Origin of the sequence: Agarivorans litoreus (genome assembly GCF_019649015.1) — a bacterium.
Lineage (GTDB): Bacteria > Pseudomonadota > Gammaproteobacteria > Enterobacterales > Celerinatantimonadaceae > Agarivorans > Agarivorans litoreus.
Genome location: NZ_BLPI01000001.1, coordinates 3564559 through 3586960 on the forward strand (window position 1 = coordinate 3564559; position 22402 = coordinate 3586960).

Consider the following 22402-nt stretch of genomic DNA (forward strand, 5'->3'; position numbering starts at 1 on the left):
TTATTTTGTTGTTAGCTACGCTAATTCAATTACAGCAATAAACATAAGCTGGAAAAACGAATGATTAAGTTCATCTTAAAACGAATGCTAGAGGCAATACCTACGCTATTGGTATTGATTACTATCACCTTCTTTATGATGCGTTTTGCCCCGGGAAGCCCATTCTCTGGTGAGCGCTCACTTCCGCCTGAAGTATTAGCCAATATCGAGGCTAAGTATGGTTTGGATAAACCAGTACTGGAGCAATACCTCTCCTACTTAGGCAACTTGGCACAAGGCGATCTTGGGCCATCATTTAAATACAAAGACTACACCGTGAATGAACTTGTGGCGCAAGCCCTGCCGGTGTCAGCAAAAATCGGCTCTATTGCCTTTATCTTTACAGTGTTGATGGGCGTATCTGTAGGCACGCTGGCAGCACTAAAACAAAACACCTGGATGGACTTTAGCATTATGTCCACGGCAATGGCCGGGGTGGTGATGCCCTCCTTTGTGTTAGCGCCCACCTTGGTTTATATCTTTGCAATTAAGTTGCAATGGTTACCCGCAGGGGGCTGGAACGGGGGGCAGTGGCAATACATTATTCTACCTATGTTGGGTATGTCACTGCTTTACGTGGCCTCGTTTGCGCGGATTATGCGCGGTAGCATGATTGAAGTATTAAGCTCTAACTTTATCCGTACCGCTAAAGCCAAAGGTTTGCCATATCGTTACATTATTGTGCGCCACGCGCTGCGCCCAGCTTTGTTACCAGTAGTGTCTTACATGGGCCCAGCTTTTGTTGGCATTATTACTGGCTCGGTGGTGATTGAGACCATTTTTGGCTTGCCTGGTTTTGGTAAGTTGTTTGTGAATGGAGCGCTTAACCGCGACTACTCCTTAGTATTAGGTCTCACCATTTTAATTGGTACTTTTACCATTGTTTTCAACGCGATTGTAGACATCTTGTATGCCTTCATCGACCCCAAAATTCGCTACTAGGAGGCTGCAATGTTAGTTAACAAACAAAACAACGACGCTATTAGTGAATTTGCAGATAAGTTAGAAATTGAAGGCCGCAGTTTGTGGCAAGATGCGCGTATGCGTTTCATGCGTAACCGTGCAGCTATGGTAAGCCTAGCCATCTTAGTATTCATTACTTTGCTAGTAATGTTTGGCTCTCATCTTAGTGAGTTTGCCTTTGACGATACCGACTGGGGTGCCATGCACCATGGACCATCTATTGAAAGCGGCCACTACTTTGGTACCGACTCGTTAGGCCGAGATATGTTTGTTCGTACCTTATTGGGCGGACAAATCTCGTTGCTGGTAGGTGTAATGGGCGCTTTTGTCGCGGTACTTATTGGTACCCTTTATGGCGCTACTTCTGGCTTTTTAGGCGGCACAGTAGATCGAGTAATGATGCGTTTGCTAGAGATCCTCTACGGCATTCCATTCATGTTCTTTGTAATTTTGCTGGTGACCTTTTTTGGCCGCAATATTTTCTTGGTGTTTGTTGCCATTGGCGCAGTGTCTTGGTTAGACATGGCGCGTATTGTTCGTGGCCAAACTTTAAGCCTTAAAAACAAAGAGTTTATTGAAGCTGCCGAAGTGTGTGGGGTATCCAAATGGAAAATAATTACTCGCCACATTGTGCCTAATGTATTAGGCATTGTGGCGGTATATGCCACGCTGCTAGTGCCACAAATGATTCTTACCGAATCGTTTTTAAGCTTCTTAGGTTTAGGTGTACAAGAGCCAATGACCTCGTGGGGTGCTTTGTTGCAAGACGGCTCGCAAACCATGGAAATTGCCATTTGGCAGCTATTATACCCAGCTGCATTTATGGTAATTACCTTGTTTAGTTTTAACTATGTAGGCGACGGTTTACGTGATGCCTTAGATCCAAAAGATCGCTAAGGCAGGGGCAGAGTAATGAGTTTATTAAATGTTAAAGACCTTCGCGTAGAGTTTTCTACCCCCGAAGGCAGCGTAACCGCAGTGAATGATTTAACTTTTTCACTGGAAGCTGGGCAAACCTTAGGTATTGTTGGTGAGTCTGGCTCAGGTAAAAGCCAAACCGCTTTTGCCTTAATGGGCTTACTGGCAAAAAACGGTACTATTAGCGGCCAAGCTTTGTTTAACGGCCAGCAAGTGCTTAACTTGCCAGAGCAGCAGTTAAACGCCATACGCGCCGAGAAAATCTCGATGATTTTCCAAGATCCCATGACTTCGCTAAACCCTTACATGAAAGTGGGTGAGCAGTTAAAAGAGGTATTGCGTTTACACAAGGGCATGAGCAATCGTGAAGCTCATGTTGAAGCCGTGCGTATGCTGGATGCTGTTAAAATGCCAGAAGCTGAAAAGCGCATGGCCATGTACCCCCATGAGTTCTCGGGTGGTATGCGCCAGCGAGTAATGATTGCCATGGCCTTGTTGTGTAAGCCGCAGCTATTAATTGCCGACGAGCCAACCACTGCTTTAGATGTAACCGTGCAAGCGCAAATCATGACTTTGCTTAACGAGCTTAAAAGTGAGTTTAATACCGCTATTATTATGATTACTCACGATCTAGGTGTAGTTGCCGGTATCTGTGACAAAGTGTTGGTTATGTACGCTGGCCGCACCATGGAATATGGCACCGCTAAAGAAGTGTTTTACCAACCTAGTCACCCGTATACCGAAGGTTTGTTAAAAGCGATCCCACGTTTGGATACCGAGGGTGAAATATTGCCGACTATTCCGGGTAATCCACCTAACTTACTTAAGCTTCCACCGGGCTGCCCGTTCCAAGAACGTTGCCATAGAGTGAGCGAACACTGTCGCCAGCAAAGCCCTGAACTAAGCACTTTTGCTAATCAGCGTCAGCGTGCTTGTCACGATGATTTCCACTTAAGCGGAGGCCAATAAGATGAGTGATAAAGCCTTATTGCTAGATGTAGTGGATTTAAAAGTCTATTTCAAAATTAAGAATGCCAAAGCCCTACCATGGACACCTGCTGCCACCTTAAAAGCGGTAGACGGCGTGTCGCTTAAGCTTTACCAAGGTGAAACCTTGGGAGTAGTGGGGGAGTCAGGTTGTGGTAAATCTACCTTTGCCCGTGCGGTGATTGGTTTGGTGCCAGCCGAAGCAGGCAAAGTAGTGTGGTTAGGGCAAGACTTAACCGAACTTGATCAGAAGAATCTGCGCGAAAAACGCAAAGAGATTCAAATGATCTTCCAAGACCCGCTAGCTTCACTAAACCCAAGAATGACGGTAGGCGATATTATTGCCGAGCCACTGCGTACTTTTTACCCTGCGCTTAGCAAAGCCGAAGTAAAACAAAAAGTGCAAAAAATGATGATGCGGGTTGGCTTGTTGCCAAACGTAATCAACCGTTATCCGCATGAATTCTCGGGTGGGCAGTGTCAGCGTATTGGTATTGCCCGAGCGTTAATCCTAGAGCCAAAGATGATTATTTGTGATGAACCTGTATCGGCGCTAGACGTATCGATTCAGGCGCAGGTGGTTAATCTGCTTAAAGAGCTGCAAGCAGAAATGGGCTTAAGCCTTATTTTCATCGCTCACGACCTTTCGGTAGTTAAGCACATCTCCGACCGCGTACTGGTAATGTACTTGGGTAACTCGGTTGAATTAGGCACGGCTAAGGCCCTGTTTGATAAACCCACGCACCCATATACCAAAGCGTTGATGTCGGCAGTGCCTATTCCCGATCCGGATTTAGAGCGCGGCAAAACCATTGAACTGCTAGAGGGTGATTTACCTTCGCCAATTAACCCGCCCTCTGGCTGTGTATTCCGCACCCGTTGTCCTATTGCTACCGAGCAATGTGCTAAAACTAAGCCTGCGTTAACAGGTAGTGACGAGCATTCGGTAAGTTGTATACACACCTCGGTGTAAGAGTTTTTTACCCACTAACAAGCCAGACAATAGTCTGGCTTTTTTTTCAAAAATGTAAATGTGCGGCGCAGAGCTAAGCAGCACCGGCTTCTCTGCTCAATCCATTTTCGCACCGTTAGGTGTTAAATGGCCTTAGTTATAAATTTATTCACCCTTAACTTGGCTCCTTCTAGCTGGCCAAAAGCTGGAAAGTTGTATCTACTTGGTTGCTTGGGCGATTTTAGATATCGCAAAATTGTTGGTTTAACTCTAAAGCCAGTAATTGCTTCGCTAAGCATGCATTGCTGGCATACAGCACGCCTTTTTGATTCATAAAGCTGCTAGTTGGGTTATTTAGTTCTAAGGCTTGGCCGTAGCTGTCGCTCACCCAAGCATTGCAGCCATTAGCTATGCAAGCAGTGGCTGCAAAATCCCAAATACTGCCACCACCTTCACTTTGTTTGGTAAGTTTTAGATAAAAGGCGTGTTGTTGTTCCAGAACAGAGCAAGCGTTTACTACCGCACCGGCCTCACTGATTACTTTAAGCTCAGCATAACCTAAGTGTTCGGCTAGTTGTTCTAGTTGTTGTTTAAGTTGTAAAAAGTAAGGGAGTTTTAGGCTGCTTCTATCGCAGTAAAAGTTAAGTGGGCTTGCGTTTAGGCCGGGTAATGGAGTGGCATCGTTACGTTTAAAAGCCAGTGGCTGGTTAAGATTGTTCTGTTTATCGCTAAGGTACTGCTGGGATTGTGGATTAAAGTAGCTGTGATATAGCGTGTTACTAAAGGGGAGGTAGCATACGCCCAGAAGTGCTTGACCGGCTTTATTCACTAAAGCAATTGATACAGCGCAACCATCGCCGCCTTCGATAAAGGGGAGGGTGCCATCTAATGGGTCTATCGCCCAAAATGCTTTGCAGCTACAACGCGGATGTTGAGTTAAATTGAAGCCTTCGGTGTTTTCTTCGGCGAGAGTTGCGAGTTGGTGCTGTTTAGTTAGCGGTTTTAGTGTATTTAAAATTATTGCTTCGCAATGTCTGTCTACCTGAGTTACTACTTGAGCACTTAAACTTAGAGCCGCAGATTTATGCTCAACCTTTAGTTGCTCTCTTGGGTATGTGGCAATGTATTTACCAGCTTGTTTGGCGGCATTAATGGCAATATCTACAAACTGTTGCATTTCCGCTAAGCTAAATGGGCTGTGTACCTTGAGTTTATTCATTGGTGTTTTTTGCCAAAATATTGAGTGCCAGCTGGGTTTGTTGCTCACTATATGCCGTTAACTTCCAATGGCCAGGGCTCCAGCCTTCGAGAAAGCGCTCAAAGTCTGCCCAAGCAAAAGGATACAAATCACGCCATTGCTGCTCCAGTTTTATGACGTTAACATCAGCAATAGCATAGTGTTCAAGAGCTTGTCGAAGCATCTTAAAATAGTAATCAAGAATATTTTCTTGCTGTTCAAGGCATTGTTGCTCACTTAAACAGCTACCCATAAATAAGGCTAAGTCTTGGATGCCACAGCCTTTACCAACGTATTGAAAATCTACCGCGGCAACGCGGTTTAGTGCTTGATTAAAGCAAAAGTTAGCCAGCTTGGCGTCTCCGTGAATAAGGCAAGTGTAATTGCTTGATTGTAAGTATTGGTCAATTGCCGACGCCGCTTGTTTAAGAGGGGACTCGGCCATGGCGGTAAGCTCATCGGGGCGGGTGGCTAAATGCCAATAGCCCCCTTGCGGCCATAGTGTCGGCGCTGAGCGTTGCATAAAGCGCGCATGAAAATAAGCGAGCCAACGTACGCAAACTAACGCTTGCTCTAGCGCTATGTGTTGTTTTACTTGGTTGTAACCCAAGCTATGTAGATCTTCTAATATAATGCTTTGTTGGTCATTATGTTGGCTTGAGTCAATGAGCTGTGGCACATAGCAATGCTGGTCACAGTCTTGGGCAAACTGTTGATACCAGGCTAACTCTACTTGATAAGAGTGAACCTTACGTTGGTGAGAGCGAGCGGTGTTCCATCCTCTAGGATGCTTAGTTTGCTGAGGGAAACGTATGTTTTTAACCACCAAGCTTGGGTAAACGCCGTGTTCAAATGTCACTCGAAGTAGCTCGCCATATCCGCCCCAGAGTGACTGAATAGCGTCTACTTGAGTAATACAGCTTGCTGAATTTAGCTGCTTAAGTTTTGCTTGTTGTTGATGAGTTAAAAACATTAAAATATTACAGTTTAGATTGAGAGGCTATGTTACGACAAGCTGCAAGACAATATCGAGTTATTCGCTAATATTTTGGGGTAGCGATGGCTTATCGAAATTGCTATTGTCTATTTATAGTATAAGAATATTGACCAACCTATCAATTTTTGCCTAATCCCTGTTTATCAAAGATTTTTCGGCCATTTTATGTGACCTTATCGGCATCGATAGTAAGGTAAATAATTTAGTATGTCGGCGGTAAATTTAGCCTAGGAGGGCGATTTCAACCATGCCCGAAATGGACAGTTTTGTGAAGCGCTTGTCAATTGATTGGCAGCGCGCGTTAGGGGGAGCAACTAGCTTTAGCTTCTTCCAGAGCTCGGATCCCGACGATTTAGCCCGTTGTACCTCTGATTTCGCAGAACAGCAAGGTATTCCCTTATATATGATAAGCCTTAATAATTTGAGTGCTTATTCTCCGTATAGCTCGTTATTCTCTTTGCTTATTCGTCGTTTTGAACAATCCAAGTTAAGCGCGGAAGAGCTGGCGGCCAGTGTGACTGACTTTGTTCCACTTCAACAGAGTTTATGCGCAATGCTGAAGGGCGAGCGTTATGAGCGCAGTGAGTTGGTGCTGGTTGATGATCTGTACTTTGAGCAACAGTCTATTGAAAAAGCGATTATTGCTTTAGTGGCTAAGTTATTTGTTGAACCCGCTATTGTGGTGGTAAGTGGTTGGCACTTTGCTTCAGCTTCAGCGATTAAAATGCTACAAGCTTTAGTCTCTAGCCAACTTGGTGTACCGGTATTAGTGCTTATCTCTGTTGATACCCAATATGCCTTAGCGAATCGCCAAGATGATGAAGCTTGGGAAGGTTTTTTAGATTGGTTGGACGATAGCACCTTGTTGCATAAAGTGCCTGCTAGTCAATCTCCTCTTAAAGTTCATTGGCACTATCGAGACTGCGTAAAAAGTGCTGAGTCTTTAGTGGCTGAAAACATTGCATTCATGGCATGGCCAGAGGCTGAAGTGGCCGCACGCTTAATGTTAGAGTCCAGCGACTTGGAAAGCAGTTTAAAAGTAAGGCTGCAGTTATCACTGGCAGAGGCTTTACTTTATCAAGGAGAGTTAAACGCCGCGGTGACTGAGTTAGAGCTATTACAAGTTTTCCAAGAGTCGCTAAATAATACTTATGATAAGGTTCGCTTGTTAAATCTGCTCAGCGTTATCTTAGTGCAGCAGCAGAGCTTTGAAGAGGCAATGCAATGCTCAGAAGCGGCATTAGAGCAAGCTAATCAGGCGACTAATGGGCATTTGGTAGCACAGTCACTGTTTGTTAATTTTTATGCGCATGATAAGTCTTCTACCCCTCTTAAGCTGGATGCGTTTGTGCATCTAGACAGAGAACTACAGCAATACAACATGGATTGCTCGCGTCTTTATGCTTTACGCAACTACTACACCTATTTACGTTTTTACGAAGATCTAGATTCAAGTATTGCATTAGATTTTACCCAAAAAGCAGTAAAGCTAGCGCGCAGAATCGGCCACCGACAAGGTATCGCTGCCAGCTATCATAGTAAGGGTATTATTTACTCTTATATCAGCCGCTACCATGCAACCTTCAGGTGTTTTGCCATCAGTTCGCGAATTCGTGAAGAGCTTGGTGAAGGTAGCGAACGAGTACGCATGTATAACGGCACTGGTTACTTCAATACTCTGCTAGAAAATTATACAGAAGCTCAACAACAGTATTTAGCCGCTTATGATATCGCTCGCCATACCGGCGATTACTCTGAACTGGTTGTGACCTTATATAACTTTGCTTGGTTATATTTTTGTACCCGAGATTACCAACAAGCTTGTGATGTGTTAGAGCAGCTGGTGAGAATTTGTCGAATTAGACAAATGACCCATTTTCCATTTAGAAATCTTTATGACGTATTTAGCCTAAAAGGTTTTTGTCATTCTAAGCTAGGAGAGCGAGCTCGTGCTCAGCAGTGTTTAGAACGTATGCAAGGGCTACCTTTTAAGCCCTCAGGTACCGGTGCATTTTTAAAAGCCTTGCTACAAGGTGCGTTAGAAGTTGCAGACGGTCGCTTGACCAGTGCTGAGAAAATATTTGAAGAAGCGCCTGCTTTACTCGGCGAAGTGGTCGACATGGATAGCCGTTTGTTGCCGCAATGCAGCACCGAGCTATTAGAGGTGTATAGCCGCCGGGGTAAATGGCAAGCTTGTGATAATTTGTTAGGCAATAGCTTAGCCATGTGTGAAGTGCTTCTTCTACCGCGCTTCACCGAGATCTTTAATGGTATAAAAAAAATAATTGATAAACGCGAAGAGTTTTACGCTAAAGACATTGATAAATACCCGCTGGCACCGATTCATTTGAATCTAGATGACTTAGTACGCAATGCTAAGCAAGATACGCAGCTGCGCCAAGTGCAACAGCGCTTGCGAGAAATGCAATTAATTAGTCGTATGCAATCATTGCCTGAACGCTTTGAGAGTACTGTTGATTTAGCGGTAGAAAGTCTTAAATTGGTGTGTGGTAACTTCACGGTGCAAGTGGGAATGGTACACCATCTCGCTAGTGAAGGTTGGGATGAATGGGCACATGTAGGGAAGTTACTAAGTAGAGAGCAAGTAGAGCAATACTTAGCGCATGTTAAAGATAATCACAGCACTTGGATTAACAATAGCTTTAGTTCAAAGGGCGAAGACGGTAAACGTGCTACGTATAACTCGGTTGCTTGTTTGCCAATATTTGTAGATGAGCATTTATACGGCGCCTTAACGTTATGTAATTTTAACAGCAATCGTTATTTTGACCGTCAAGACCAAGATACGCTCAATCTAATTAGTCGCCAGTTAGGTAGCCAACTACAGCAGTTAAAGCATCGCGAAAATCTTCTTAAAATGTCAACTACCGACTCGCTCACCGGGCTGTTAAACCGGCAAGCCTTATTAGCCCGATTAGAACAAGAACTGGTGATGTTTGAGCAGCAAGCCGACACTTATCATTGTTCTTTGGCATACATCGATTTAGATAATTTTAAAATTGTAAACGACTTATTAGGTCATGATGTTGGTGACAAAGTGTTAAGCGCATTTTCAGATTTATTGGTAGATACCATGCGCGCTGGCGACATAGTTGCTCGATGGGGGGGAGATGAATTTGTGGTGGTGTTCCCTAGCGCTAAGCACGATCAAGCCAAACTTACTGCTGAGCGCTTATTAGCTAATTTACACAAGAAAAACTACTTCAAAGACCAGTTACGCGATTGGGCTGAAAAACCTGATTTAGTGGATAGTTTACCCGACCTTAGTTGCTCAATTGGTATTACCGATTGCGGTGGGGTAGAACACAGTGATTTAAATGAAGATTGGCTATTAAAACAAGCCGACCGAGCTTTATATCGCGCGAAGGCAGAAGGTAAAGGTCGGGTGAGTGTAATGAGTTTAAGTAAAGAGTTTGAGCTGGACTAGAAAAGGAATGAGACGAAAAAGCGTTGATATGTGGTAGCAACACTTTTTTATTGTCTTAACTGTATTAGTGCTTAACTTAACTGGCAAGGCATTATGTTCTCGTGCTGGCTTCTCAATGGTATTGATAGAGTAATATTTAGGGCTATTTACTACCCAGAATAATTATTCTATTATGCTGATGATTTATTGAAGTGTCCTTCAAGCTCAATTTGCATAAGCTTTAAAGTAGTGTCAAATATCCCGTTGCGTTGTTCAGGTACTTCACATCTAAGTCCTCAATCGAAGATCAATGGATAACAAGTAATGGAAGCAGATTACGCCAGCCTAGGTCGGCTTAATCCTAAAGATAAGGAATTTGCAAGCTCAACTATTCAGGCAAATTCCTGTTATCGTACTCACCGTATGTTTTATACAGCCTGGCACGAACGCTATTTATTTGCTACTAAGCTCCAACCTGCCTGCAAAAGCATCCTTTTAATTGCAACTAAAGCTTTCAAACAAATAACACTTATTGATCTCCCTGCAAGCACAGTGGCGTCATGGAAAGCGGCTCGTTTGTCTACCCATCAATATGCCTCTTCTCATTTGGGTTCTAAAGTTGATTCAGTAATTAGATCTGCTCTAAGGTGGTGTCTAGGCACTTTATGTATCAAGGGCCTTGTTAACTGTTATACAGTGGCTATTTTGGTTTTATATCGGCAACAGAGCACAGGCATAATACATTTTAAGCAGTTAGAAGGCCCCACCATGGATGTTCTATCATGAAGCATAGCGAGGTAAAAAAATTCGTTTTTCCTACTACTGTAGATGGCACCGCTTGCTGGGTTAAACGCCAAGGTGAAGACAAACGCAATCTGTTGCGTAGTAGTTTATTTTGGTTAGCCAAGCACTTTAAGGCATTAAGTTTCCTTGAAATTCGTTCAGCGATGCCACCACAACAGCGGTTTGATTTAGAGCTGCAACATTTGCGTGAATTCTCCGATCTAGGCTTGCCGGTTCCGCAACTGGTTGAAGCGACCAATGATTACTTTATTACTAAGGCTGCAGGGCAGCAGTTAACTAGACCTCAGCCCTTTCCAAATAAGGCGCTACTTACGCAAGCTTTTGACTTACTTGGACAGTTTCATCAAGCTGATGTGATCCATGGTCGCCCCGCCATGCGCGATATATTGGTCAACGAAGAAGGAAAATTAACTTATATTGATTTAGAGGAGGCACGACACACTCAGTCTCAAACCCTGAAAAGTCGCGACGCAACTTTATTATTGGTTGACTCATATTGCTTACGGGCAGTCAGCCAGCAGACTCGAGTTCAACTAGTTAGGTACTGGATTGCCCAAGCTCACAGCCAAGACTGCCAATACTGGGAAAAATTACTAGGTTGGTATCGCTATTTACATTGGTTGCCAAGGCTTATTTTGCGCTTTAAAAACAATAGCTTGTCTAAGCAAATAATCCTCACAGCAAGAGTTATAGAGCAAGCGCTAAAGCTTGAAGAGATAGCCTCTAAAGAAAATTTGGATGGCTCACAAAAGGCGGATCGGCCTGTATTTACCGATAAAGAAGACCAGCATACAAAGCAACATCATCAATAAAATGAGTATCTAACTTTCCTTGAAGGGATCTAAAGTGTGAAGTTATTCGTAAAGTTATTAGTTTTGTCAGCAATTGGCTTAGTGATTGCCTGTAGTTCGTCGGATAAAGAGTACCAAAATAACCATCTTGAACCAATTGCGAAAAACCCCTTTAAGTTCTTCTATGTTCGTTATTTTGGTGATACTAGTTGGTCTGATCAAGCGGCCGAAGCTTACCGCGTACCACGCCAAGACGTTGATCTAGCGCTACTTAAAGATGGGCACTCAGGTATAAAGGTGACTTGGTTAGGTCATTCTAGTTTCTTAGTGCAACTGCCAGAGTTAACCTTTCTTACCGATCCGGTTTTTAGTGAACGAGTATCGCCTGTGAGCTTTGCCGGGCCAAAACGTTTAGTGCCACTTACCTTTAAACCAGAAGACCTACCTAGCGTGGATTTTGTAGTGATTTCTCATAATCACTACGATCATTTGGATAAAAAAGCCATTAAGCACTTTGGTAATTCTACCCATTATTTTGTGCCCGAAGGCTTAGGTATTTGGTTTGAAAAAATGGATATTAAACCAAGCAATATTACCGAATTGCCGTGGTGGGGCTCGCAGCAAAAGGGCGAGGCCTTAATCACTGCTACGCCTAGCCAACATTGGTCGGCACGTGGCTTGTTTGATCGCAATAAAAGCCACTGGGCGAGTTGGTTGATTGAGTTTAGAGATAAGCGTTATTGGTTTGCAGGAGATACGGGTTATAACCCCTATGACTTCAAAGAAATAGGTGAACGAGCGGAAGAAATCGATTTGGCCTTTATTCCTATTGGAGCTTACTCACCACGTGGCTTCATGAAAGATCAACACGTTAACGTGCCTGAGGCGATTAAAGTTCACCAAGATGTAAAAGCTAAACTGTCGATTGGCATGCACTGGGGAACTTATCCGCTTACAGCGGAGCCGGTTATGGAGCCTGCCGAGTTGTTAGAAGATTTAACCGCCAAACAAGCCACATCGGCACCGTTTATTACCATGAAAATGGGTGAGACCTTGTTATTGGACTAGGGTTATACCGCTAAACTAACCCTAGTATTTAAGCCTAATTTAGCGCTGGTTTATAGGTGTTTCCGGTTAGAGTTAGCGCGTATAGAGCCGAAAGTGCCATCCCGTAGTAATCGTTATTGGCATTTTCATAACCGTTAGCCCCAATGTTCCAAGGCAGGCTGCCATTTAAGGTTTCATCAACCCAATGCTCGGTGTAATTGTTAGCATTATCTGGATACCAGTTATAGAGCATTGCCGCCACCGCGAAACCACCAGAGAAGGAACGGCCATTATAACCAGCCGAGTTACCAGTCGCTTGGGAAATATCTGCGTTAATATCGGCAATGCCGCCATTATTGGAGTTGTTTACCAAGTCGTTGATTAAACGACGAGTCCAGTTTTGCGACTCACTGGTTCCATACCAGGCATAGTCCATGGTTACTCGCCAAGGAATGCGTGAGGCATCTGAGCCATAGTTAGTACTTCTGCCAGTTACCGCGCTTCCATCTAACTTCATCCAATCGGGAACAAAGGTTTTATCCCCATTTGGGCCAGCTTTTTGTTTGTCGAGTAATTTGCTGTAAAGATCACGCGCGGCCGAATTCCAGCGGTCATTGGCATTTTTTACCGAGCTGTCTACTGAAGCCACTTCAGCAAAGTAGCGGAAAAATGCGGGTATAGAATAAGAAGCATCGATTTCATCTTTACACGGGTCGAAATTAGATTTTTGATAAGGTTTTACCACCCACGTGCCGCCGTCATCGGCGCACCAATGTAACCAGTTATCGTGCAGCTCATTAACTATGTGAATCGCCTCTGCGCGATAATCAATATCTGGGTTGTCCCATTTATCTGCGGCAACAAACAGTGCCATGGCGATATCAATATCACCATCAGTGGCTGGGCCACCGCCACCCGCACCAAAACAGGTTTGGTTTTGACCAACAATGCCATAACAAATTTGGTTGGTTACTGGAGAGGCATTGCTCCAAACTAACCAAGGCATTAAATCAGCATTGTTATCATCCAAGGCTTTTCGATAAAATCGGAACAGTTTGTCGAAACGAGTTTTGTCATCACCGTAGGCGGTAACTAGCATACCGTAACCCATTCCTTCAGAGGCCGTTGCGTAGGCATCTTTACTTACATTGCCGCTACCATCGCGTAGTGCTCCGCCCGAACCCCACTTTACACGCGCCATATTGGTACCGGCATCAACGATGTAGTTATTTACAAAGCGGTTATATATGGTGTTTAGCTCTGATGCGTTAATGGCTGTGTTGTTGGGGAGCAAAATACCGCCCCAATATCCAGAGTTCGCTAAATTCTGTTTAGTTAATGCCGCACTGGCCGAAAAACTGGCGCAACTTAACATTAATGCCGAACTGATTAATGCACAGCTGAGCAGAGGGCGGGTAGTTGAAAAAACTGTCATTGTTCATCCTTACAATTGATCATTATTATTTTTGTTAGCGCTAACCGTCATAGTTTATATTTTGTGCTGATCAAAAAGTGTTCAGGATGCGCTTTGGTCTTAGTGAATGTGATCTAGATGTGTGACATTGGTTGATAGTAATTTGTTAAGTTGTTGATAAAAAAGGATTGATTTATTTCATGGCGTTTGCTGCTTTTGAGAGGCTGGAAGCTATTTGCTAAAAAATAGCTACTTAGCTTGTGAAAAAAAATAATTGTTCGCTTCGTCTTATAAGGGATTTTTTACTTAAAAATCGGTTTATATCACAGCCATCTTTATACCTAATCATAATGATTGCCTATACCTGAACTGCTTGTTAGTATTTGTTTTTCAAGATGAACAGAGCGAAGTGAAAATGGATTTGAACGAACTGAACCATGGACAAAGAAGCCGACTAGCTTTTATTGATTTTAGCTTAGAGTACTTTGGCGAAGTGAGTCGTGCCGACTTAATTAGTCGATTTAAAACCGGCCTTGCAGCTGCGACTCGTGATTTAGCCAGCTATAAGCAACTTGCACCTAATAATGCTTTTTTAGACCATAAGGCGCGCAGGTATTTACGCAGAGATAAGTTCTCCCCTTTGTTTTCTCATAATCCCGAAGCGATTTTAACGGGGCTGTCTCATGGCTTTGGTGATGGCTTGTCGTTTCCTCTAGAGCCCAGCGATACATGCTTTGATGCGGTGAGGTTGGTGCACCCAAAGGCCGATTATATTGCCTCGATTATGCGCGCTATTCATCACCGCGTGCCGCTAAAATGCAGCTACTTGTCTATATCCTCTGGCGAAAGCAGCCGAGAAATAGTGCCTCACAGTTTAGTGAACAATGGTCACCGTTGGCATGTTAGAGCTTTTGACAGAGTAAGTGGGAGCTTTAGAGATTTTGTATGTACTCGCTTTACCCAACTCGAAGTACTCGATCAGTCAATTGCTACGCTAGAAGCGCGTGATTATGACAAACAGTGGAATCACATTGTGGAGTTGGAGCTGGTGGCTCATCCAAGTTTGCAGTACCCACAGGCTATTGAACTTGATTATGCGATGCATGAAGGGGCGCTTAAACTTGAAGTACGCGCCGCGCTGGCGGGGTATTTGTTACGCCAATGGAATGTTGATTGTTCAAAACAGCACAGTTTGAGTGGTGGTGAATATCAATTAGCCTTAAAAGACAGCAAGGTATTGGCAAATGTAGCTGGCTTAAGCATTGCGCCAGGTTGGCAGTCAGAGGATTAACAAGAACGATGAGAGCAAGCTTACGCAGCCATGTTATTGAGGTTTGCCAAAGTAAAATTGACGCTAAGGGCAGTAATGTAGGTTTGTCTTTCTATGCGTTTTTTGCCAATAAAAATGATAATCCCGAGCTACTAATGGAAGCTGCCAAGTGGTGGATTGAAACTCATCAGCTCGATCATTTCGAAAAAGCGCATAAAATTAAAGCATTAGTTGAGTCTGAGAATTAAGGCTCACTTGTAGGCTGGTGTTTCGGGTCTCTACTGCTGATTTTGCAGCGGAGACTTCGGCTTGAATGTGGATTATTTAACCACTACAATAGCGAACTTTTATTATTTTATAGAAGGTTGTGGTGCCAAAAGGTATCTCAAGTAGTTAAATGTTTTGCTCCACTGTAACAGAAAAAACGCTGTTAAGTTTTTCTAGTTTTTCCTCCTTTTTGTTTGCTTTACTCGGAATCAGCTTTGGTTTGTGGGCCGGTTCTTTGGTGATTGTATTTGATGGCGCCTATTCATTAGTGAGTCTAGCCTTAACGCTGGTTTCGCTGGGCTCCCTAGCGCTTAGAAAACACCCTGTATTTGAAGAGCAGCCCAATAAAGCATTAATGATAGAGCCCGCGGTAGTCGCCTTCAAAGGTTTAGCTATTAGTGCTATGTGTTTGTTTTCATTTGGATCTGCGGTTTTGGCTATAGTAAATGGAGGCCGCGATGTGGACACTGGTTTAGCTTTGCTGTTTGGGCTGCTTAATGTTGTTGGTTGTGTTGCGACTTACCTGATACTAACAAAAGCCAGTAAACAGTCTTTGCTACTGGATGCAGAAGCGAAACAATGGTTAATGGACAGTGTGATAAGTGGGGCGGTGCTGCTCGGTTTTGTGGTGGCTATGCTATTAAGCAAGAGCGCCTATGCTGCATTTGCTGTTTACGCCGATCCGACAATGGTGATTATTGCCTCAGCTTATTTCGTTTGGGTTCCGCTTAAAATGACCTTACGCGCGTTAAATCAGCTAAACAGTATTAGAAAGCTTGAATTTAGTTATTAGTCGGAAGCGAGCTGTTAATACTTGGTAAAACGAGAGCAAAAAGGCGTGAAGTAATAACTTACGCCTTTTTTGTTTGGCTTAGTTGCTGTAGCAGCTATCCCAATCGCCGTAGTTTGCGTCACCGGCAAGAACTTGCAACTCAACCTCACCCAGTACTTTAACAATGGCGGCATTGGCCAGCTCAATCACCGCATCTAACTCTGCCTGTTCGGTGAAGAAGTTAATGGCTACATGGTACTGTTCGTTAAAGTAGGCGATAAACAGCTCCCAGCCTTGCTGCTGTTGGGTATTGGCTAGCTCAGCATCTACGTCATCAAATTTTTCAATGTCTGCTACAAAACGGATTTCGGCACAGGTTTGTGCGAAAGGTCCAATCGCCATCTTTTTTAGGTGGCGGGCTTTATGGTGGCTTTTAACTTGTGGCTTGGCTAAATCAGGAACAGAGATAACAGTCATTTTAAGTACCTAGTGGAAAATAGTCATTGGATTCAGCTAGGCAATATTTTTGTGCCAAGCTGTTTGAGCGCGAGCTTAGTCTAGCTGCTGCATTGGCGCAAGCTAAAGCTGAGACTCTAGCTATTTTTGTACTAGCATAAATCACTGTACATCAAAGCTTACAGTCACGTTTTACCAATTGAGCTTGCTTTGCCTGAGATGGGTTAATATTAAACGGTGCTAGCGAAAAAGTTGTCGTTATGATTGAGCCGCTGCGCTTTTTTCGTTTCATTTGAACTTCTATTATTTTTAAGTATTCACGTTCTCGCGTGACTCCCACCTAAGGCCACTGGCCTTAGGTTTTTTTTGTCTGCAGTTTGCTGCTTAATGATAAGCAGCGAAGGGGCAACTAGCGCTGCTCATCGTCGAACTGTTTGATCAGTACCGAAGTATCGGCGCGAGAATAGCCACGTTGTTGTAACTTGGCATATTCATTATCAACTTGTTTGGCTAATGGTAAGGCAACGCCCAGTTTGTCGGCTTCATCAAAACATATTGCTAAGTCTTTTCTCATCCAATCAATGGCAAAGCCAAAGTCAAACTCATTGGCGGTCATGCTGCTAGCTCGATTGCTTAGTTGCCAGCTTCCCGCTGCGCCATGCTGTAGTACTTCTACCACTTTGTTTATATCTAGCTTAGTGGCTTCTGCTAGTTTTAAGGCCTCGGATAAACCTTGTAAGATTCCAGTGATACAAAGTTGATTAACCATTTTGCAGCGCTGACCATAGCCTACCGGCCCTATTAAGTTAACGGCTTTGGCATAGCAATCAAAAACAGCTGCTACTTTGCTTAAGGTAGATTGCTCTCCGCCTACCATTACTGTTAGGCAGCCGTTTACGGCGCCGGCCTCACCACCAGATACCGGTGCATCAAGAAATTCAAGTTGATGGGCTTTGGCTGCGCTATCTAGCTCACTGGCAATTTCTGCCGAGGCAGTGGTATGGTCAACTAAAATGCTGCCTGGTTTTGCAGCGCCAATAATGCCTTGTTCACCAAGATAAACCTGCTGCAGATCTTGATCGTTGCCTACACAACTTAAAATAACATCTGCTTGGCTAGCGGCTTCTGCCGGAGTAAATGCTTGTTTTCCTTGGTACTTAGCTAGCCACTTTTTAGCGGTGGCATCGGTGCGGTTATAAACCACCACTTGGTAGCCTTGCTGGCTTAAGTGACCAGCCATCGGAAAGCCCATTGTTCCTAAGCCTATAAACGCAACGGTAATTGAAGGTGATGTCATAACGGTTGTCCTTAACAAGTCAAACTAAGTGCAGCAACCTGTGCTGATTTATTAACGATAGTTGCATTGAACTAGTTCATTGGCAATTATTTGAGCGTATATTTAACCATTACTCAATAATTGACTTGTTTTGCTAGTTCAATCTGTTTGTTTAAACGCCAGAGACTGTAAATTGTTTAGCTATTGCCATTAAGCGCTGAACTTCAATAGGTGTTTACTAAGTTCAAGCAATAGATTGTTATTGGTGATCATTGAGTCCCAGGATAAAAATACTAACGTTAAGCCACTGCCTAGAACTATCCAGCGCCATCGATAAATACAGGTATCTTTGCCAGTAAAACGCTTGTGCAAAAAGAACATACCTGCAAAGAGCAATACTAGAAAACACCACCAATAGGCGATCTCGTATGCTTTAGGCGCTGGCATTTCTAAAGTTTGATGGCAAAACGCTAGCAAAAAGATTAGAGAGTTAAACAGAGCTGGAACTTGGAACAGGGTTCTTTGAAAGGCTTCGTTTATAAAGTAACTCGATTGCTTGGCTACAATCTCCTGCTCTAAGTAAACTAAGTCTGAGTCTAATTTTAGAGTTGTCTGTAATTTACTTATTTGGGGAATCAGCTGTTCAACTATGTATTGCCAGCGTACAAATATTTGTCTTAGTTTGCTTAAGTGAATGCTATCGACAATGTATAAAGCAAAAGGCAGGAAAATGATCGCAAACATTCCTGCTGGCTTTGATACCTGGGTAAGCAGTAAACCAAAAAGTGCAACCTTAATATAAGTGATGCGAGTGAGCGCAAGTTTGTCACTCACAATGTCAACACGGGCTTGCAGCAAATAGTCTGTAAGAAACTCTAGCTGGATCTTTTCTTTGCACATAGAGCCTCCTTTTGAGGTAATAGAGCTAATTGTAGTTACTTATAGTCTGCTCAGTGACAATAAATAGTGCTGCTTTAAGGTCGAATTTTTTGAAAAGTGCTTATTCTATAAATATCATGCAGATAGCTATATTCTGTTAAATGTAAACAAGTGAGAGAGCGTAGAGTTGCTAGACACATTACTGCTAGGTTTTAACCCAAAATCTCGACCTCTATATCTTGAAATTGCTCGATGCATCGAGAATGCCATCTTGAAGGGGCAGCTAACCTATCAAGATAAGCTGCCATCACATCGAACTCTCGCCAGTGAAATTGGCAGCAGTGCGGTAACGGTGCGACAGGCTTACCAAGAATTAGAAAGCAAAGCGCTGCTAAGCTCTGGGGTTGGCAAAGGTACTTTCGTTTCTTTTAACGTAAATCTTAGCGCTGGCATTAAAGGGCGTACTCAAAATGAGTTCAACCTTTCCTTGGTTACACCGTTAAATGGCCCCTTACTTAAGCCTTTAAGTGCTCAGTTAAGCGCGCTTGCCATTGCCGACTTAAGTGCCTATTGCGACTATGAAGCGGATGCAGGTAACCCAGAGCAGTTGGCGATTCTGCATCAATGGCTGCAAGCTCAAGGCATTGACTGTGAACAGAGCCAAGTAATTGCCTGCCATGGTGCGCAGCATGCTTTATTGGTAGCGGTATTGGCATGCACTCAAGTAGGGGATAGGGTTGCAGTAGAAAGTTTGTGTTACCCAGGGATCCTCTCGGTGCTTCGCCAAACTGGCAGAATACCTGTGCCAGTGGCGCTTGATGAACAGGGTTTACTGCCGAATTCTTTAGAGCGGCAGCATAAGCAACAAACTATACGGGCGTTAATGCTGGTGGCTTCGTGTCAAAACCCAACCGGAACGGTAATGCCGAATCAGCGGCGTGAGCAACTGGCTAAGGTGGTTAAACGTTGCGCTATTCAAGTGATAGATGATGATATTTATGGCTTTTTGGCTGCAGAAGAGATCAAACCCTTTTATCATTTTTCCCCGCAGCAAAGCATCTATCTAACGAGTTTGTCTAAGTGTGTATCGCCGAGTTTGCGGTTAGGGCTGTTGGTGGTACCTAAAAGTAGTCGTGACGATTATATAAATTTGGTGAGAACAACGGTTTGGTTGCCTTCGCCCTTACTTATGCAGCTAGCTTGTCAGTTAATTAGCAATGGAGCTGTAGCCAAAATAACCCAATGGCAGAAGCGTCAAGCCTTGGCGCGACAGAATTTGGCAAAAAATATACTCAGCGAACTAGAGTTTGTTAATCAGTATCAGGCTGAGCATAGCGCCTACCATCTGTGGCTATATTTGCCACATGGCTGGACAAGCCAAGCCTTTGTAGAGGTGATGCTCAGCCATCATATTCATCTGAGCGGTGAGCAACATTTTAGTGTTGAAGGAGAACAGCGACCGGCAGTGCGCATTAGCCTCATGGCCACGCAAAGTCTATCCGATCTAAAATATGCGCTGGGTTTAATTCGTGATGTTTTGCTACGGCGAATTTAAGCTACTCGTGGGCCTTTTGATAGGCTTTTCCCCAGTCACAAAGCAAATCTAAGGCCGGATTTAACTGCTCGGCTAAAGCGGTTGGGGTGTACTCAACCCTTGGTGGCACTTCGGCAAATACTTTGCGTTCTATCAGCTTATCTTTTTCTAAATCACGCAGTTGTTGGGTTAAGGTTTTTTGAGTGATTTTTGGGATCTCTCGTTTTAGTTCACCAAAACGTAGCGTTTTACCACGTAGTTGATACAAGATAATCACCTTCCATTTACCACCAATTACTTCAATGGCGGTCGAAACAGGGCATTCATGCTTTTGCTCTGTCAAAGAAACTTCACAATTTTTTTCTCGGCTAGAAGCCGCTGAATCCAACATTAGGCACCTCGAGGAAACTAAATATCTAATTAGTGCGTACTTGTAGTTCGCTAAAAGCGTTCTTATAGTTACCAAAAGATACTATGTTTCGTTTGGATACAAAAGTTATATCGATTGGCCAAGCGCATATTTGTTAATTTATACAAGGAATCACTCGATGTCAGCCATTTATAAGCCGGACCAAACCATTGAACTAATAAGTTTTAAGCTTTGCCCCTTTGTACAACGCTCGGTGATTACTTTATTACACAAAGGTATCGATTTTGAGATTAAGTACATTGATTTGACCAACAAACCAGACTGGTTTTTAGCACTATCTCCTTTAGGCAAAGTGCCGGTGCTTAAGTACGGCGACGATGTCTTGTTTGAGTCTGCGGTGATAAACGAATTTTTGGATGAAATAACCGAAGGTTCTTTAATGCCAAGTGATCCACTACAAAAAGCCAAAGATCGCGCATGGATAGAGTTCTCAAGCCAAGTATTAATGGCGCAGTATCAAACCTCATTAGCCAAAAATCAGGATGACTTTGCTCAAGCAGAAGCTGGGCTAAACGACAAGCTATCGCGTCTAGAAGCTTTAACCAGTGATAAGGGCTTTTTTAATGGCGAAGACTTAGCCTTAATCGACACCGCGTTAGCGCCATTGTTTACTCGTTTTGCGGCGATAGAAAGCTTGTTTGAGCGCGATTTACTTGCAAACTTTCCCAAGCTAAAGGCGCTAGGGCAACGCTTGCTAGCCTTGCCGGAAGTATCGGGCTCGGTAGTTGAGAACTTTAACTCATTGTTTGCTGACTATTTAGGTAATGCCGAGAGTTGGCTTACTAAGTAGCTCGCTAAACGTTTGTTTATTACTTTTAATGATCTTAAAGGATAAAGATATGTCTCTAAGCCAACTGTTTACACCAATCAAACTGGGCGATATAGAACTGAAACATCGTGTCGTTATGGCGCCGCTTACCCGTTCTCGCTCTGCCCAACCGGGCGACTACCCTCATGAGCTTAATGTGGAATACTATTCACAGCGAGCGAGTGCTGCTCTTATTATTAGCGAAGCTACGCAATTGTCACCTCAGGCCAAGGGTTATGCCTTTACGCCGGGTATTCATAGTGAACAACAAATTGCCGGTTGGAAAGCAATTACTGATGCTGTGCACGCCAAGGGCGGAAAAATTGTGCTGCAACTTTGGCATGTTGGCCGTATTTCCCATTCGGTTATCCAAGAAAATGGTGAATTGCCGGTTGCGCCGTCGGCGATAGCTGCAGAAGGGCAAGCTTTTACTGAACAGGGATTTTTAGATTTTGAAACGCCACGAGCGCTTGAAACAGAAGAAATAGCATCAATAGTTGAGCAGTTTAAACAAGGTGCTATTAACGCTAAAAAGGCCGGATTTGATGGGGTAGAAATTCACGCTGCCAATGGCTATTTACTGGATCAGTTTCTCAAAGACGGTACCAACCAGCGTGACGACATCTATGGTGGTTCAATAGAAAATCGAGCGCGCTTAAGCCTGGAAGTAACCCAAGCGGTGACCGAGGTATGGGGAGCGGGTAGAGTAGGGATTAGGATCTCGCCAACCGGCACCTTTAACTCTATGTCTGATAGTAATCCTCAAGCTTTGTTCAATTACTTGGTTGAGCAGCTTAGCCCCATGAAGCTTGCCTATCTCCACGTAGTAGAAAATTTTGCTGGAGCCAGCAGCGAGGGTTTCGATTTTACTCAGTTACGCAGCCGCTTCGCGGGCGCATACATGGCAAATGGTGGTTATAGCGCGAACAGCGCGGAACAAGCCATTGCAGAAGACAATGCCGACCTCGTGTCGTTTGGCTCTCCGTTTATTGCCAACCCTGATTTACCCGAGCGCTTTAAACAAGGTGCAGAGTTGAATGAGTTGGACCAAGACACTTTATATGGTGGTGGAGCGAAAGGTTATACCGATTACCCCTTTCTAATGAGTGTAAGCTCTTAAGTTTTCATTTCTTT

Annotated in this window: 21 protein-coding genes; 14 read left to right on the forward strand and 7 right to left on the reverse strand. The window is 43.8% G+C overall.

Annotated features, from left to right (window positions below; translation table 11 throughout):
* Window positions 1-60 precede the first annotated feature (60 nt).
* From oppB to oppF, 4 genes are read left to right on the forward strand one after another with little or no spacing between them, the layout of a single operon-like run.
* Window positions 61-981 (forward strand): oligopeptide ABC transporter permease OppB, encoded by a 921-nt coding sequence (gene oppB, locus K5L93_RS16450; protein ID WP_220720796.1) that lies wholly within the window; start codon window positions 61-63, stop codon window positions 979-981.
* A 9-nt stretch (window positions 982-990) separates the two neighbouring features.
* The gene (gene oppC / locus K5L93_RS16455) at window positions 991-1899 is read left to right on the forward strand and encodes an oligopeptide ABC transporter permease OppC (protein WP_220720797.1); all 909 of its coding nucleotides are present in this window, start codon (window positions 991-993) and stop codon (window positions 1897-1899) included.
* A 15-nt stretch (window positions 1900-1914) separates the two neighbouring features.
* Window positions 1915-2889 carry an oligopeptide ABC transporter ATP-binding protein OppD gene (gene oppD / locus K5L93_RS16460; RefSeq protein ID WP_220720798.1) on the forward strand — a complete coding sequence of 325 codons (975 nt, stop codon included), beginning with the start codon at window positions 1915-1917 and terminating at the stop codon, window positions 2887-2889.
* 1 nt (window position 2890) lies between these two features.
* Window positions 2891-3880, forward strand: coding sequence for a murein tripeptide/oligopeptide ABC transporter ATP binding protein OppF (oppF, locus tag K5L93_RS16465; protein ID WP_220720799.1), 990 nt, complete (start codon window positions 2891-2893; stop codon window positions 3878-3880).
* Between the two features lie 220 nt (window positions 3881-4100).
* Here the strand turns inward: oppF and K5L93_RS16470 are convergent, their stop codons facing one another.
* Both K5L93_RS16470 and K5L93_RS16475 read right to left on the reverse strand, forming a co-directional pair.
* Window positions 4101-5078 (reverse strand): 3'(2'),5'-bisphosphate nucleotidase CysQ family protein, encoded by a 978-nt coding sequence (locus K5L93_RS16470; RefSeq protein WP_220720800.1) that lies wholly within the window; start codon window positions 5076-5078, stop codon window positions 4101-4103.
* On the reverse strand, window positions 5071-6069 hold the full coding sequence (locus K5L93_RS16475) for an oxidoreductase family protein (RefSeq protein ID WP_220720801.1): 999 nt from the start codon (window positions 6067-6069) through the stop codon (window positions 5071-5073). Before K5L93_RS16475 ends, K5L93_RS16470 begins: the two co-directional genes overlap by 8 nt.
* Window positions 6070-6361: 292 nt before the next feature.
* Between K5L93_RS16475 and K5L93_RS16480 the strand changes: the two genes are divergently transcribed.
* From K5L93_RS16480 to K5L93_RS16495, 4 genes are all read left to right on the forward strand, one after another.
* A complete protein-coding gene (locus tag K5L93_RS16480; RefSeq protein WP_220720802.1) occupies window positions 6362-9541 on the forward strand; it encodes a diguanylate cyclase in 3180 nt (1059 codons plus the stop codon).
* Window positions 9542-9844: 303 nt separating this feature from the next.
* Window positions 9845-10306, forward strand: a complete 462-nt coding sequence (locus tag K5L93_RS16485) for a hypothetical protein (protein WP_220720803.1) — start codon at window positions 9845-9847, stop codon at window positions 10304-10306.
* Window positions 10303-11136 (forward strand): BUD32 family EKC/KEOPS complex subunit, encoded by an 834-nt coding sequence (locus tag K5L93_RS16490; protein WP_220720804.1) that lies wholly within the window; start codon window positions 10303-10305, stop codon window positions 11134-11136. The genes K5L93_RS16485 and K5L93_RS16490 overlap by 4 nt, the downstream gene beginning before the upstream one ends.
* 36 nt (window positions 11137-11172) lie before the next feature.
* A complete protein-coding gene (locus K5L93_RS16495; RefSeq protein ID WP_220720805.1) occupies window positions 11173-12183 on the forward strand; it encodes an MBL fold metallo-hydrolase in 1011 nt (336 codons plus the stop codon).
* 34 nt (window positions 12184-12217) lie between these two features.
* On the opposite strand, the gene K5L93_RS16500 is transcribed toward K5L93_RS16495, so the two are convergent.
* Window positions 12218-13597: a glycosyl hydrolase family 8 gene (locus tag K5L93_RS16500; RefSeq protein ID WP_220720806.1), complete on the reverse strand. Its 1380-nt coding sequence runs from the start codon at window positions 13595-13597 to the stop codon at window positions 12218-12220.
* 394 nt (window positions 13598-13991) lie between these two features.
* Here K5L93_RS16500 and K5L93_RS16505 point away from each other — a divergent pair, with 394 nt between their 5' ends.
* From K5L93_RS16505 to K5L93_RS16515, 3 genes are all read left to right on the forward strand, one after another.
* Window positions 13992-14867 (forward strand): WYL domain-containing protein, encoded by an 876-nt coding sequence (locus tag K5L93_RS16505; RefSeq protein ID WP_220720807.1) that lies wholly within the window; start codon window positions 13992-13994, stop codon window positions 14865-14867.
* 8 nt (window positions 14868-14875) lie between these two features.
* The gene (locus K5L93_RS16510; RefSeq protein ID WP_220720808.1) at window positions 14876-15094 is read left to right on the forward strand and encodes a DUF6500 family protein; all 219 of its coding nucleotides are present in this window, start codon (window positions 14876-14878) and stop codon (window positions 15092-15094) included.
* Window positions 15095-15243: 149 nt separating this feature from the next.
* Window positions 15244-15906 carry a cation efflux transmembrane domain-containing protein gene (locus tag K5L93_RS16515; RefSeq protein WP_220720809.1) on the forward strand — a complete coding sequence of 221 codons (663 nt, stop codon included), beginning with the start codon at window positions 15244-15246 and terminating at the stop codon, window positions 15904-15906.
* Window positions 15907-15984: 78 nt separating this feature from the next.
* On the opposite strand, the gene K5L93_RS16520 is transcribed toward K5L93_RS16515, so the two are convergent.
* From K5L93_RS16520 to K5L93_RS16530, 3 genes are all read right to left on the reverse strand, one after another.
* On the reverse strand, window positions 15985-16362 hold the full coding sequence (locus K5L93_RS16520; protein WP_220720810.1) for a hypothetical protein: 378 nt from the start codon (window positions 16360-16362) through the stop codon (window positions 15985-15987).
* A gap of 388 nt (window positions 16363-16750) precedes the next feature.
* Window positions 16751-17638: an NAD(P)-dependent oxidoreductase gene (locus K5L93_RS16525; protein ID WP_220720811.1), complete on the reverse strand. Its 888-nt coding sequence runs from the start codon at window positions 17636-17638 to the stop codon at window positions 16751-16753.
* Between the two features lie 189 nt (window positions 17639-17827).
* The gene (locus K5L93_RS16530) at window positions 17828-18517 is read right to left on the reverse strand and encodes a hypothetical protein (protein ID WP_220720812.1); all 690 of its coding nucleotides are present in this window, start codon (window positions 18515-18517) and stop codon (window positions 17828-17830) included.
* 166 nt (window positions 18518-18683) lie between these two features.
* On the opposite strand from K5L93_RS16530, the gene K5L93_RS16535 reads away from it, so the two are divergent.
* On the forward strand, window positions 18684-20051 hold the full coding sequence (locus tag K5L93_RS16535; protein WP_220720813.1) for an aminotransferase-like domain-containing protein: 1368 nt from the start codon (window positions 18684-18686) through the stop codon (window positions 20049-20051).
* 1 nt (window position 20052) lies between these two features.
* Here K5L93_RS16535 and K5L93_RS16540 read toward each other — a convergent pair whose 3' ends face one another.
* Window positions 20053-20421: a winged helix-turn-helix transcriptional regulator gene (locus K5L93_RS16540; protein WP_246615074.1), complete on the reverse strand. Its 369-nt coding sequence runs from the start codon at window positions 20419-20421 to the stop codon at window positions 20053-20055.
* 157 nt (window positions 20422-20578) lie between these two features.
* Between K5L93_RS16540 and K5L93_RS16545 the strand changes: the two genes are divergently transcribed.
* Both K5L93_RS16545 and K5L93_RS16550 read left to right on the forward strand, forming a co-directional pair.
* Window positions 20579-21250, forward strand: a complete 672-nt coding sequence (locus K5L93_RS16545; protein ID WP_220720814.1) for a glutathione S-transferase family protein — start codon at window positions 20579-20581, stop codon at window positions 21248-21250.
* Between the two features lie 49 nt (window positions 21251-21299).
* Window positions 21300-22388, forward strand: coding sequence for an alkene reductase (locus tag K5L93_RS16550; protein WP_220720815.1), 1089 nt, complete (start codon window positions 21300-21302; stop codon window positions 22386-22388).
* The last annotated feature ends 14 nt before the right edge of the window (window positions 22389-22402 follow it).